General features: G+C 73.7%; 10 protein-coding genes. 8 read left to right on the top strand and 2 right to left on the bottom strand.

What is annotated here, in order from left to right:
* Positions 1-59: 59 nt before the first annotated feature.
* From ACIQCH_RS23990 to ACIQCH_RS23975, 4 genes are all read left to right on the top strand, one after another.
* Positions 60-1,778 (top strand): serine/threonine-protein kinase, encoded by a 1,719-nt coding sequence (locus ACIQCH_RS23990; protein ID WP_402583971.1) that lies wholly within the window; start codon positions 60-62, stop codon positions 1,776-1,778.
* A 181-nt stretch (positions 1,779-1,959) separates the two neighbouring features.
* Positions 1,960-3,567 carry a succinic semialdehyde dehydrogenase gene (locus tag ACIQCH_RS23985; RefSeq protein ID WP_402583969.1) on the top strand — a complete coding sequence of 536 codons (1,608 nt, stop codon included), beginning with the start codon at positions 1,960-1,962 and terminating at the stop codon, positions 3,565-3,567.
* A gap of 11 nt (positions 3,568-3,578) precedes the next feature.
* Positions 3,579-5,483 carry a GMC oxidoreductase gene (locus ACIQCH_RS23980; protein WP_402583967.1) on the top strand — a complete coding sequence of 635 codons (1,905 nt, stop codon included), beginning with the start codon at positions 3,579-3,581 and terminating at the stop codon, positions 5,481-5,483.
* A 226-nt stretch (positions 5,484-5,709) separates the two neighbouring features.
* On the top strand, positions 5,710-7,338 hold the full coding sequence (locus tag ACIQCH_RS23975) for a peptidase (protein WP_402583965.1): 1,629 nt from the start codon (positions 5,710-5,712) through the stop codon (positions 7,336-7,338).
* Between the two features lie 617 nt (positions 7,339-7,955).
* Here the strand turns inward: ACIQCH_RS23975 and ACIQCH_RS23970 are convergent.
* Complete coding sequence (locus tag ACIQCH_RS23970) at positions 7,956-8,282, bottom strand: chorismate mutase (RefSeq protein WP_402583963.1); 327 nt, start codon at positions 8,280-8,282, stop codon at positions 7,956-7,958.
* Positions 8,283-8,618: 336 nt separating this feature from the next.
* Here ACIQCH_RS23970 and guaA point away from each other — a divergent pair, with 336 nt between their 5' ends.
* The 4 genes from guaA to ACIQCH_RS23950 all read left to right on the top strand — a co-directional run bounded on the left by guaA (position 8,619) and on the right by ACIQCH_RS23950 (position 13,173).
* Positions 8,619-10,199, top strand: a complete 1,581-nt coding sequence (gene guaA, locus ACIQCH_RS23965; protein WP_402583961.1) for a glutamine-hydrolyzing GMP synthase — start codon at positions 8,619-8,621, stop codon at positions 10,197-10,199.
* A gap of 148 nt (positions 10,200-10,347) precedes the next feature.
* Positions 10,348-11,163 (top strand): class II aldolase/adducin family protein, encoded by an 816-nt coding sequence (locus ACIQCH_RS23960; protein WP_402583959.1) that lies wholly within the window; start codon positions 10,348-10,350, stop codon positions 11,161-11,163.
* Between the two features lie 80 nt (positions 11,164-11,243).
* Positions 11,244-12,512: a hypothetical protein gene (locus ACIQCH_RS23955; RefSeq protein ID WP_402583957.1), complete on the top strand. Its 1,269-nt coding sequence runs from the start codon at positions 11,244-11,246 to the stop codon at positions 12,510-12,512.
* A gap of 136 nt (positions 12,513-12,648) precedes the next feature.
* A complete protein-coding gene (locus ACIQCH_RS23950; RefSeq protein ID WP_402583955.1) occupies positions 12,649-13,173 on the top strand; it encodes a TQO small subunit DoxD in 525 nt (174 codons plus the stop codon).
* An 8-nt stretch (positions 13,174-13,181) separates the two neighbouring features.
* On the opposite strand, the gene ACIQCH_RS23945 is transcribed toward ACIQCH_RS23950, so the two are convergent.
* Positions 13,182-13,370 (bottom strand): hypothetical protein, encoded by a 189-nt coding sequence (locus tag ACIQCH_RS23945; protein ID WP_402583954.1) that lies wholly within the window; start codon positions 13,368-13,370, stop codon positions 13,182-13,184.
* Positions 13,371-13,402: the final 32 nt, after the last annotated feature.

Genomic DNA, 13,402 nt, shown 5'->3' with positions numbered 1-13,402 from the left:
ACACGGAGAGCTACTTCGCTCCGTAATCTTTCCCCGAAAGTACAGAGCGGCGGGATTTTGTGGAACACAGGACAGGCGCGGGCTCGGTGCTCGCGGGCCGGTACCGGCTCGGAGAGCCCATCGGCAGCGGCGGCATGGGCAAGGTGTGGCGCGCGCACGACGAGCTGCTGCACAGGACCGTCGCGGTCAAGGAACTGACGGCGGGTCTGTACGTCGCCGAGGCCGACCGGGCGGTGCTCGTCGAGCGGACGCGCAAGGAGGCCCGGGCGGCCGCCCGGATCCAGCACCCGGCCGTGGTCACGGTCCACGACGTCCTCGAGCACGACGACCGGCCCTGGATCGTCATGGAGTACGTCGACGGCCCCTCGCTCGCCGACGCGGCCAAGGCCGCCGGGCGCATCGAGCCCCGCGAAGCCGCCCGCATCGGACTGCACGTCCTGGGCGCGCTGCGCGCCGCGCACGCGGTGGGCGTGCTGCACCGGGACGTGAAGCCCGGCAACGTGCTGCTGGCCAAGGACGGCCGGGTGCTGCTCACGGACTTCGGCATCGCGGCCATCGAGGGCGACTCCTCCATCACGCGCACCGGCGAACTCGTGGGCTCCATCGACTACCTGGCGCCCGAGCGGGTCACCGGCGGCGCCCCGGACCCGGCCTCCGACCTGTGGGCGCTGGGCGCGACGCTGTACACGGCGGTCGAGGCGCGCTCGCCGTTCCGCCGCACCTCGCCGATCTCCAGCCTGGCGGCCGTGGTCAACGACGAGCTCCCGCCGCCGCGCCAGGCCGGTGCGCTGGGACCGGTCATCACGGCGCTGCTGCACAAGGACCCGGCGAAGCGGCCGTCCGCGGCCGAGGCCGAGCGGATGCTGCTGGAGGCGATGGAGGGCCGCGAGCCGCGGGCCGCCCACGCGTACGTGCCCACGCAGCGCATCACGGGACCCGCGCCGACCGACCTCGCCCCGCAGACCCCGCACGGCCCCACCGGCCACACGAGCCACCCGGGTCACCCGGGTCACCAGGGTCCTGGGGGCCACCCCGGTCACGCCGGCGCCACCGGCCCCGCCGGTACGGCCCCCCTCCCCGAGCAGCACCAGTTCGTCCGCTCCGACGCCGGGCCGGCCGGCCCCGATCCCCGCGGGCGCGCGGAGCGCCGCCGCGACGGTGACGGCGGCCGGACCCGCCGGGTGGCGATCGTGGCCCTGGTCGCGGCGCTGCTCGGCGGCGGGCTCGCGTTCGGGGCCCTGAAGTACGTGAACACGCAGGACGACGACCCCACCGGCTCCGGCGGCACCACCGGCGGCCCGGTGACCCGGTCGACCAAGGACACCCTCCCCGCCGGCTGGGTGCGGGTCACCGACCCGGCCGGCTTCACTCTCGCCGTGCCGAAGGGCTGGAAGCGCCGTACGGACGGCGACCAGATCGACTACACGCCGGACGAGGGCAAGCACCGCATCCGGATCAGCCGCGACACCACGCCCGACTTCGAGAACCCGTACATGCACCTGCTGGACGTGGAGAAGTCGGTCCGCAGCCGCCTGCCGAAGTACCACCGGGAGACGCTGCACGCGAACACCTACCGCGGCCAGACCCAGGCGGGCGTCTGGGAGTTCACGTGGACGGAGAAGAAGGACCACCCGGGCGCCAAGCGCGCCATCGACCAGATGTACGTCACGCCCGGCGGCACCGAGTACGCGATCTACATGTCCAGCCCGGCCAAGGACTGGGACACCACGCGGGAGCAGTTCGACGTCGTGCTCAGCCACTGGCAGCCCGCCCCCTGACCGGCTCCGCCCGCCCCCGGGCGGGTGGCCGCGCGGGTGGCCGCGTGAGCGGCGCGGAGGGGGGCCGCAGGCCTCTGATCAGGCACCTTCCGGACATCGCGCCAGTGAACGCTGGCGCGATTGGCAAAATCTGGTTACCGGCGGGTACCCAAAGGTGCCCGATCGGCATACCCTCACCGCCATGACGGACTCGCAGGCCCCCGCCCCCACCAATCCCGTGGCACCGACCCCGGCCGGCGTGCGCACCGCAGCCGACGTCGTGACCCCCGAGCTGGTCGCCCGCCTCACCCGCGGGGTGGCCGGCTCCGGCCGCACCGCCAACCACACCCCCTTCACCGGCGAGAAGCTCGCCGACCTGCCCGAGTCCACCCCCGAGGACGTGGCCGAGGCCTTCGGCCGCGCCCGCGCCGCGCAGCCGGCCTGGGCCGCCCTGCCGACCCGGCAGCGCGCCGCGGTCCTGCTGCGCTTCCACGACCTGGTCCTGGCCCGCCAGGCCGAGGTGCTCGACCTCATCCAGCTGGAGACCGGCAAGGCCCGCCTGCACGCCCACGAGGAGGTCCAGGCCGTCGCGGTCGGCGCCCGCCACTACGGCCGCAAGGCCCCCGCCTACCTGCGCCCCAAGCGGCACGGCGGCGCCATGCCGACCCTCACCAAGGTCACCGAACTGCGCCAGCCCCGCGGCGTGGTCGGCCAGATCGCCCCGTGGAACTACCCGCTGGAGCTGTCGGTCGGCGACGCCCTGCCCGCCTTCGTCGCCGGCAACGCGGTCGTCATGAAGCCCGACACCGAGACCGCGCTGACCGCCCTGTGGGCCCGCGACCTGCTCATCGAGGCGGGCCTGCCGGCCGAGGTCTTCCAGGTCGTGCTGGGCGAGGGCCCGGTCGTCGGCCCCGAGGTCGTCCGGCACGCCGACTACGTCTCCTTCACCGGGTCCACCCGCACCGGGCGCGAGGTCGCCCAGGGCGCGGCCGCCCGCCTGGTCGGCGTCTCCCTCGAGCTCGGCGGCAAGAACGCGATGCTCGTCCTGCACGACGCCGACGTCGAGAAGGCCGCCGCCGGAGCCGTGCGGGCCTGCTTCTCCTCCGCCGGCCAGCTGTGCATATCCATCGAGCGGCTGTACGTGCACGAGGCGATCGCCGACGAGTTCGTCGCCCGCTTCGCCGCCCGCACCAAGGCGATGCGGCTCGGCAGCGCCCTCGCGTACGGCGCGGACATGGGCTCGCTGGTGGGCGAGCGCCAGCTGGAGACCGTACGCCGGCACGTCGAGGAGGCCGTCGAGAAGGGCGCCAAGCTCGTCGCGGGCGGCGCCCACCGGCCCGACATCGGCCCCCTCTTCTTCGAGCCGACCATCCTCGACGGCGTCGAGGCCCCCATGGCCGTCTGTGCCGAGGAGACCTTCGGCCCGGTCGTCTCGATCTACCGCTTCACCGACGAGGACGAGGCGATCGCGCAGGCCAACGCCACCTCGTACGGCCTGAACTCCAGCGTGTGGACCAAGGACGCCCGGCGCGGCCACCAGGTCGCGGCCCGGCTGCGCACCGGCACGGTCAACATCAACGAGGGGTACGCGCCCGCGTACGGCAGCGCCCAGTCGCCCATGGGCGGCATGAAGGACTCCGGCCTCGGCCGCCGGCACGGCTCCGAGGGCATCCTCAAGTACACCGAGGCCCAGACCGTGGCGCACCAGCGGCTGCTGCCGATGGCGCCCTCGCTGGGCATGGACGACGACGCGTACGCGGCCCTCATGACCCGCAGCCTGCGGATCATGAAGGCGCTGCGGATGCGCTGAGGGGGCGCCCGATGTCCGACGACCGCGCGCACGACACGAAGGAAGCCGCCGCCGACATGACCGAGACCCCTGCCGACGCGACCGGAACCCCTGCCGACGCGACCGGCAACCCCGGCGACCCGACCGCCTCCGACGACGAGGCGTACGACTACGACGTGCTCGTCATCGGCTCCGGCTTCGGCGGCTCCGTCTCCGCCCTGCGCCTGACCGAGAAGGGCTACCGGGTCGGCGTCCTGGAGGCCGGCCGCCGCTTCACCCGCGACGGCCTCCCGCGCAACTCCTGGGACCTGCGCAACTACCTGTGGGCCCCGGCCCTCGGCCTGTACGGCATCCAGCGGATCCACCTGCTCGGCAACGTCATGGTGCTGGCCGGCGCCGGCGTCGGCGGCGGCTCGCTCAACTACGCCAACACCCTCTACGTCCCGCCGGAGGCCTTCTTCAAGGACCGGCAGTGGGCCGCCATCACCGACTGGCGCGAGGAGCTCACCCCGTACTACGACCAGGCCAAGCGCATGCTCGGGGTGCGGCTCAACCCGACCATGACCCCCTCCGACGTCCACCTGCGCGCCGCCGCCGAGAAGATGGGCGTGGGCGACACCTTCCACATGGCCCCCGTCGGCGTCTTCTTCGGTGACGGCGACGACGCCGAGGGCGCCTCGCGGGCCCGGCCCGGCGAGGAGGTCGCCGACCCGTACTTCGGCGGTGCCGGCCCCGCGCGCACGGCCTGCACCGAGTGCGGCGAGTGCATGACCGGCTGCCGGCACGGCGCCAAGAACACCCTCAACGAGAACTACCTCCACCTCGCCGAGCGTGCCGGGGCGGTGATCCACCCCATGACCACCGTCACCGCGCTCGCCGAGCACCCCGACGGCGGCTACCGGGTGCGCACCGCGCCCACCGACCGCCGCCGCAAGGGCAAGGCGCAGGTGCTGCGCTCCCGGTACGTGGTCGTGGCCGCCGGCACGTACGGCACCCAGACCCTCCTCCACACCATGAAGGACCGCGGCGAGCTGCCCCGGATCTCGGCCCGGCTCGGCGACCTGACCCGGACCAACTCCGAGGGCATCGTCGGCGCCCAGACCGACGACCGCCGCTACCGCAGGAAGTACGGGCAGCACGCGCGCGCCGACTTCACCAAGGGCGTGGCCATCACCTCCTCCGTGCACCCCAACGCGGACACCCACATCGAGCCCGTCCGCTACGGCAAGGGCTCGAACGCGATGGGCGCGATGACGGTCCTCCAGGTGCCCTACCACCGGCACCGGGTCGCGGCCTGGTTCGGGCGCACCGTCCGGCACCCGGTCCAGGCGGTCCGCTCGCTGTCCAACCGGCGCTGGTCGGAGCGGACGATCATCGGCCTGGTGATGCAGTCCCTCGACAACTCCCTGACCACGTACCGCAAGCCCGGCGGCATCGGGAAGGGCCTGCTCACGGCCCGGCAGGGCCACGGCGCGCCCAACCCGACCCAGATCGCGGAGGCCACGCGGGCCGCGACCCTGCTGGCCGAGGAGATCAACGGCTTCGCCGGCAGCAACGTCGGCGAACTGATGGGCACCCCGCTGACGGCCCACTTCCTCGGCGGCTGCCCGATCGGCGGCTCGGCGGAGGAGGGCGTGGTCGACCCCTACCACCGGCTGTACGGCCACCCGGGGATCCTCGTCGTCGACGGCGCGGCCGTCTCGGCGAACCTGGGCGTCAACCCGTCGCTGACCATCACGGCGCAGGCGGAGCGGGCGATGTCGTTCTGGCCCAACAAGGGCGAGGCGGACCCGCGTCCGGAGCAGGGCGCGGCCTACGTGCGGCTGGCGGCGGTCGAGCCGGCGCGGCCGGCCGTGCCGAAGGACGCCTTCGGGGCGCTGCGGCTGCCGTTCCTCGCGGTGCCGGAGGTGCCGAAGCGGGCCGCGGCCACGGACTGAGCGATGCGTAAGGGGCTGCACCCCCCTCCTGGTGCAGCCCCTCGCGCATGCGTGGTGTCCACGCCGGGGCGTGGGTTCCGCACAAGGTGACCCGCGGCCCCGGCGGATGGTTGTAGGCCGTGCATGTGACCTGCGTCACAAGGTCCTGGTGCGTCGTCGGGCATCGTCGTCAATTCGTGATCCACGAGGAGGCAACTCCGTTCGGCTTTCGCAAGTCGAAGCGGACATGAGACGAATCTCCCTGCTGGCCGCGGCGGGCCTGATGGCCCTTGGGCTGACCACCCCCGCACACGCCGCCGGTCCCGACTACGCCGTGAGCGGCCCCACCGAGGTCGGCCTGAACCCGTACCCGGCGAAGGGCAGCCCGAAGAAGACCACCGTCGACATCGGGATCACCAATCCCACGTCGAAGGACTTCCACGGCACGTACACGCTCACGCTGGACCTGGCCGGGCTGAAGGGAGTCGCCGACGTCGCGCTCGGCGAGGTCGGCGACGACTGCGAGCGCACCGCGGACACGCTGGTCTGCGAGGGCTCGTCCCTCTGGGCCGGCGGGCGGACCGTCGTACAGCTGCGGCTGACCGCCGCTAAGGGCGCGAAGGACGGCGCGCACGGCACGGTCGCGGTCACCGGCAAGGCGGCGGGCATCCGCATCAGCCCGCGCACCACCACGGTCACGGTCGGCGGCCCCGACCTGGTCATGCAGCGCCTGCACCTGAAGAACCGCATGAAGGTCGGCGACCGGCAGGCCACCCCGATCTCCTTCGAGAACAAGGGCACCCGTCCCGCCGACGGCGTGGTGCTGGAGCTCCTGCACACCCGCGGCCTGGAGTTCGTCGAGAAGTACGACAACTGCACGTTCCGCCCGAACGGCCCGCAGCAGCGCGGTTGGGGCACCACCGTGTGCACCTTCGAGGGTTCCTTCGAGCCCAAGTACGTCTACGAGCTCGACGCGCCGCTGCACCTGAAGGCCACGCAGCGGGCCTGGTACGACTCGTTCATCTACCGGATCAAGGAGACGGGCGCGGCCTCCACGGCCCTGAACGACTCCAAGGCGGGCCCGAAGACCGGCGTCAGGATCGGTGCGAAGCGGGTCCTCGCGCAGCCGTACTCGTCGGACCTGAACCCCTGGGACAACCAGCAGGAGTTCGACTTCCAGACCGCCAACACCGCCGACTTCGCCGCCACCCCGCTCGCGCTCGACGGCAAGGCGGGCGAGCAGGTGAAGGCCCGCTTCGGGTTCCGCAACCAGGGACCGGCCTGGATCGGCAACATCCGCTCCGGCGAGCCCGTCGCCACCGTCGACATCCGCGTCCCGGCCGGCGCGTCCGTCACCCGCAAGCCCAAGGCCTGCGCCGCGCTCAGCGCCGACGGCACCCCGCGCGAGCGGCAGCTGGGGGCCCCGCGCTACCGCTGCCAGAGCGGGTACACCGTGCTCGACGGTGCGAGCGTCACCTTCCCGTTCGAGCTGCGGATCGACCGCGTCGTCCCCGATGCCAAGGGTTCCGTCGCGGTCGGCACCTGGGCCCCCGACGGCCGCCTGGGCCGGCTCGCCTTCGACCCCAAGCACGCCAACGACACCGCCGCCCTGGTCCTGAACCCCACCCGGGTGCCGACGCAGCCGACCCCGGGCGCCACGGCGACGCCCACCACGGGCGCCACGCCGGCCGCGACTCCCTCGGCCACCGGTGGCGCGACCCCGTCCGCCACGGCCCCGACGGCCACCGGGCCGGGCGGCAACCTCGCCTCCACCGGCAGCTCCGCCGCGCTCCTCGCGGGGGCCGCGGCGATCGCCCTCATCGGCGGCGCGGGCCTGTTCCTGGCGACCCGCCGCCGGACGGGCCGGCACGGCTGACGCGCGGGCGCGCCCGGACCGGGGGGTACGGGCGCGCCGGCGTGGAGGGGGGAGCGTGGCCCGTACGCACGGGGGGGGCGTACGGGCGTGAGAAGGGCCCCGCGGACTGCTGTCCGCGGGGCCCTCCACATGTCGTCCGGCGTCAGGGCAGCGCCGGAACCGCTGCGCGGCGCCGGGGGGACGCGCCGCGTGGCCAGTGCATGCATCGTGCTCGACGGGCCGCCGCCCCGCAACCATTTCGGCCAAGCTGACCGTTTCCGGCCAGATGGGTCCCGGGGTGGGTCCCGGGCGCAGGTACCGGGTCGGGTCCCGGTCATGGGTCCCGGTCATTGGGTCCCGGTCATGGGTGCCGGGAAAGATCGGACCGGTCGGCCCCGGGCGTCCCCGGGGCCGACCGTCCTTTGGGGTGACCGGGCTGCTGTCCCCTGCCGACCGGTCACGCGCTGGAGCGAGGTCCCACGACGTACGCTCCACGGGCCGTACGTCTCATCGCTCCAGCGGAGCCACGCGTGGTGTGTGCGGGCCCGCGCCTGGCTGGCACGGACTATCCACACCAACGAAGCCCCACGGGGCCGGTCACGGTCCGGACGGGTGACAAACGCACGCCCGCACGGCGGTCAGACCCGGCCGCGGCACAGCTCCAGCAGCGTCATCGCCAGCGCGGTGCCGGGCTTGCCGAGGGCCTCGTTGTAGTGCGCGAGGACCTCCATCTCGCGCGAGAGGTTCACGCGGCGCCCGCCCGAGGTGATCCGGGCCTCCTGGATCACGGCCGAGACGGCCATACGTTCCTGGATCAGGCCGATGATCCGGTCGTCGAGGGTGTCGATCCGCTCGCGGGCGCCGCCGATCAGCTCGGCCGCGTCGGCGGTGCGCGCACCGGTGGTCTCGGCGGCGGTCCGGGCGGTCCGGGCGGCGGGCGCGGTGGCGGTGGCGGTGGTGGTCACGGGGTTCTCCTGTCGGTGGTGGCCGACGACCCGTACGACGACAGAGCGCCCCGGGCCTGTCGGCCGGGGGCGCTCTGGGTGGTCTGTTCAGCGGCTCGGAGCGAGCATCACGACGACCCATGGCGACCGGACCGACCGGTGCCATAGGTAAAGAGGAAGCTCAGCTGCTCGCGCACGGCACGGAATCTAGCCGTCCCGCGGCCCCGCGGCCAACCGGGTTCGGATGGTGAGACAGGACCGGTCGAGGCCCGGGTTCGGATGGTGAGACGAAGACGGTGGTGCGGGCGCCGTTAGAATCGACAAAACAACACCCTCTTTCCCGCCGGAAGGCCCGCCGTGCCAGAAGCACCCTCCGCCGCCCCGGACGTCGTCCTCGTTGTCGACTTCGGCGCGCAGTACGCCCAGCTCATCGCCCGCCGCGTCCGTGAGGCCCGGGTCTACAGCGAGATCGTGCCGAGCACGATGCCCGTGGCCGAGATGCTGGCCAAGAACCCCAAGGCGATCATCCTCTCCGGCGGCCCGTCCTCCGTGTACGAGGAGGGTGCCCCCACGATCGACCGCGCCCTGTTCGAGGCCGGTGTCCCGGTCTTCGGCATGTGCTACGGCTTCCAGCTGATGGCCACCACCCTGGGCGGCACGGTCGACAACACCGGTGCGCGCGAGTACGGCCGTACCCCGCTGAGCGTCACCAAGACCGGCTCCACCCTCTTCGAGGGCACCCCCGAGCACCAGTCGGTGTGGATGTCGCACGGCGACGCCTGCTCCGCCGCGCCCGAGGGCTTCACCGTGACCGCCTCCACCAACGTGGTGCCGGTCGCCGCCTTCGAGAACGACGCGCAGAGGCTGTACGGCGTGCAGTACCACCCCGAGGTGATGCACTCCACGCACGGCCAGCAGATCCTCGAGCACTTCCTCTACCGGGGCGCGGGCCTGAAGCCCGACTGGACCACCGGCAACGTCATCGAGGAGCAGATCGCCGCCATCCGCGCGCAGGTCGGCGACAAGCGCGCCATCTGCGGCCTGTCCGGCGGCGTGGACTCCGCGGTGGCCGCGGCCCTCGTGCAGAAGGCCATCGGCGACCAGCTGACCTGCGTCTACGTCGACCACGGCCTGATGCGCAAGGGCGAGACCGAGCAGGTCGAGAAGGACTTCGTCGCCGCGACCGGCGTCAAGCTGAAGGTCGTCGACGCCCAGGAGCGCTTCCTGACCGCCCTCGCCGGGGTCTCCGACCCCGAGGAGAAGCGGAAGATCATCGGCCGCGAGTTCATCCGCGTCTTCGAGCAGGCCCAGGCCGAGATCATCGCCGAGGCCCCCGACGACCAGCCCGTCGAGTTCCTGGTCCAGGGCACCCTGTACCCGGACATCGTCGAGTCCGGCGGCGGCACCGGTACCGCGAACATCAAGTCGCACCACAACGTCGGCGGCCTGCCCGAGGACCTCGAGTTCAAGCTCGTCGAGCCGCTGCGCCAGCTGTTCAAGGACGAGGTCCGCATGGTCGGCCAGGACCTCGGCCTGCCCGAGGAGATCGTCCAGCGCCAGCCCTTCCCGGGCCCCGGCCTGGGCATCCGCATCGTCGGCGAGGTCACCAAGGAGCGCCTGGACCTGCTGCGCGAGGCCGACGCCATCGCCCGCCACGAGCTGACCGCGGCCGGCCTGGACCGCGAGATCTGGCAGTGCCCGGTCGTGCTGCTCGCCGACGTCCGCAGCGTGGGCGTGCAGGGCGACGGCCGCACCTACGGCCACCCGATCGTGCTGCGCCCGGTCTCCTCCGAGGACGCCATGACGGCCGACTGGACCCGCATGCCGTACGAGGTGCTGGCCCGCATCTCGACCCGGATCACCAACGAGGTGCCGGACGTGAACCGCGTGGTCCTGGACTGCACCAGCAAGCCCCCGGGCACCATCGAGTGGGAGTAGTCCCTCCCGTACGCCGACGAGGCCGCCGTCCGCCCCTTCCGGGAGCGGGCGGCGGCCTCGCCGTTTCGTGGCCGCCCGGCTCTGGCCCCTTGCACGGGGCGCGGGTACGGTGCGCCGCGACCCGAGCCGTACGTGAGGAGCGCCGACGATGTCCGAGCAGCCCCAGCCCGTGCCCGCGGAGCGCCTCCGGTTCGCGATGCCGCCGCGGCACGGGACGCCGGCCGAGGAGCGGGCGCACCGGAAGGAGCGGCTGGCCGGGGCGCTGCGGCTGTTCGCCGCCCTCGGGTACGAGGACGGGGTCTCGGGCCACGTCACCGCCCGCGACCCGGAGTTCCCCGACTGCTACTGGGTCAACCCCTTCGGCCGGACGCTGGCCGGGATCGGGCCCGAGGACCTGGTCCTGGCCGACGGCGACGGGCGCGTCCTGCAGGGCGAGCAGCACGTCAACCAGGCCGCCTTCGAAGTGCACGCGGCCGTCCACCGGGCCCGGCCCGGGGTGGTGGCCGTGGCCCACGCCCACTCCGACCACGGCCGGGCCTTCGCCGCCCTCGGCGAGCTGCTCGACCCGATCACCCAGGAGGCCTGCGCCTTCTACCAGGACCACGCCCTGCTCGACCGCTACACCGGGCCGGCCGCCGGGACCGGGGACGCCCGCCTGATCGCGGCGGCCCTCGGGTCCCACAAGGCCCTCGTGCTGCGCAACCACGGGCTGCTGACCGTCGGGGACTCGGTCGACGCGGCCGCGTGGTGGTTCGTCTCCCTCGACCGCTCGTGCGGGATCCAGCTGGCCGCGCGGGCCGCCGGGAAGCCCGTACCGATCGACCACAAGAGCGCCGTGCTGACCCGGGAGCAGCTGGGCACGGACCTGGTCGCGTGGATCAGCTTCCAGCCGCTGTGGCAGCGCGTCGCCGGGGAACCGGGGCCGGCGGGGTCAACATCACGTACGGGAACTCACCCCCTCTGACGTCGGCGGCGGCCGGGAGCACTGCCGGGGTGGTGCACAATTCGCTGGCACTGCACGGTAGTTAGAGAGGCGGCACGTACGTGGCTGTCCAAGAGATCATCCACCGGAGTACCCACGGCGGCGGCTGCACCTGCGACGACTGCCCGCACGGCGCCCGCGAGGGCCACCGCAGGGCCGTCGCCGCCTTCGTCGAGCGCCGCGACGAGTACGCCGCCGGCCAGGGCCTGCCGGCCGCCGTCGCCCGCTCGGCCGGGGCCTCGCGCCAGTGGGTGTCCGACGAGCTCACGCAGGCCGCCCGGACGGTGGCCGACCGGGGCCGGGAGGCCGGCCACTCCTGGCTGTACCTGCTGTCCCGGCGCGCCGTACTGGCCGTGTGGATCGCCGCCGGCGTGCTGCTCGTCGTGCAGGTCGGCACCGCCCTGGGCACCGGCTGGTCCGCCGCGCGCACCGCCGGGCTGCTGGCCGCGGTGCTGCTGGCGGGGCTCCTGACGGTGGCCGCCCGCGCCCAGACCCTGCGTGGCGGCCTGCTGGCGCCGCTGGTGGGCGAGGACAACCGGCTCTCGACCTCGAAGGCCGTGCCCTGCGCGTGGCTGCTGCTGACGGCCTTCGCCGCGCTGCTGCCCGCGCTGCGGCTGGCCGCGAACCCGCCGGGGCAGGAGCGGGCGGGCCTGTACGACGGGCTGGAGCTGGACCGGGCGCTGCCCCTGCTGACCGTGCTCGCGATCACCTCCGCGGTGGCGGTGGTGGTGCGGCGCGTGGTGTCCGTACGGATCCTGGGCCAGCGGCTGCAGAAGCTGCCCGCCGACCGGCCGCGCGGCGCGGACCTGCTCACCGACGACGCGGGGCGGGGCAGCTTCCCCGACGCGCAGTACGTGCTGGTCTCGACCGTCACCCTCGCCTTCGCGGCGGTGGCGCTGGCCCGCTTCCCGGACCGGCTGCCGCACCTGCCGTGGTCGCTCGCGGTGCTGACCGGGCTCTCGGCGGCGGTCTACCTGGCCGCGAAGTACGCGGAAGGGACGCGGCCGCTCGTCCTGTCGGTCGTACGGGCCCGGGAGCCGGGGGACCTCGACGCGGCGATCCGCACCGGGGACGACATCGAGATCCGCGGCGTGGGCTTCGTACCGCCCGGGGCGCAGACGCCCGAGATGCTGGCCCGGCTGGTGGTGCGGATCGGGACGGTGCACGTCCACGTGCCCCTGGTGCCGGTCGCCGGCGGCTTCTCCAACCCGTCCGACCAGGTCCTGACCGTCCCGGTGCCGGCGGACGTCGAGCCCGGCCGGGTCGAGGTCCAGGTCGTCACGGCCGCGGGAGTGGAGTCCAACCGCTGCCCCATCGACGTGGCCGACTGACCCGCGGCGACGCGGCGCGGTGACCCGCACGGCGACGCGGCGCGGTGGGCCGCCCCGGCCGTCCGGCGGCGCCACCCGACCCACAGGTCGCGTCCCAGCCGTCGACGGGACGGGACCGAGCGGGTAGACATGGGGCGTGACCGGATTCGCTCGCTCCGACCTCGCCGCGCTGCGCGCGCGGACCGCCCGCCACGCGCTGCTCCCGCTGCGCGTGTTCCTGGGCGTGACGTTCGTCTACGCCGGGCTGGACAAGCTGACCGACTCGGCGTTCCTCAAGGACTCCGGGACCGGCTCCATCGGGGAGCTGATGCACGCCGTGCGCGACAGTTCCGCGATCCCCGCGCTGGTGGACCTCGCCCTGAAGGGGCCCGTCACCTTCGCGGTCCTCCTCGCGATCGGGGAGATCCTGGTCGGCCTCGGCACGCTGGTCGGGCTCTTCGGCCGCGTCGCGGCCGCCGGCGGGGCGCTGATCTCGCTGAGCCTGTGGCTGACCGTCAGCTGGCAGACCACGCCGTACTACTACGGCAACGACCTGATCTACCTGATGTCCTGGCTGCCCCTCGTCCTCGCCGGGGCCCCCACCTTCTCCCTCGACGCCCTCCTCGCCACCCGCCGCCACGACGCCCTGCCGTCGTACCGCGGGCAGGACCTCGTGCCCTAGGGGGTGTCCTAGCCGGCGGCGCCCGCCACGTCGTCGTCCCGGTCGGTGCCCCGGACGTCGTCCTTGGGGTCTGTGCCGTCGCCGCCCCGGGCCTCTTCCCCCAGGTCCCGGCGCAGGCGCCGGAGCTCGAGCGCGAGGGTGAGCAGGGTGCCCACGACGGTCAGTCCGTCGGCCGTGAGTGAGAGTGCGTCGTGCATGCGTTCGGTGCCCTTCTGCCCGTACGTCCGTG

This window comes from Streptomyces sp. NPDC093225, assembly GCF_044753805.1.
Taxonomy (GTDB): domain Bacteria; phylum Actinomycetota; class Actinomycetes; order Streptomycetales; family Streptomycetaceae; genus Streptomyces.
Note: the sequence above shows the minus strand (reverse complement) of the source record. Positions and strands in the feature narration are given on the sequence as shown.

Excerpts from the sequence above, each read along its gene's own strand:
- ACIQCH_RS23985 (WP_402583969.1), top strand. The coding sequence starts at position 1,960 with ATGACGGACTCGCAGGCCCCCGCCCCCACCAATCCCGTGGCACCGACC.
- ACIQCH_RS23980 (WP_402583967.1), top strand. The coding sequence starts at position 3,579 with ATGTCCGACGACCGCGCGCACGACACGAAGGAAGCCGCCGCCGACATG.
- ACIQCH_RS23975 (WP_402583965.1), top strand. The coding sequence starts at position 5,710 with ATGAGACGAATCTCCCTGCTGGCCGCGGCGGGCCTGATGGCCCTTGGG.
- ACIQCH_RS23960 (WP_402583959.1), top strand. The coding sequence starts at position 10,348 with ATGTCCGAGCAGCCCCAGCCCGTGCCCGCGGAGCGCCTCCGGTTCGCG.
- ACIQCH_RS23945 (WP_402583954.1), bottom strand. The coding sequence starts at position 13,370 with ATGCACGACGCACTCTCACTCACGGCCGACGGACTGACCGTCGTGGGC.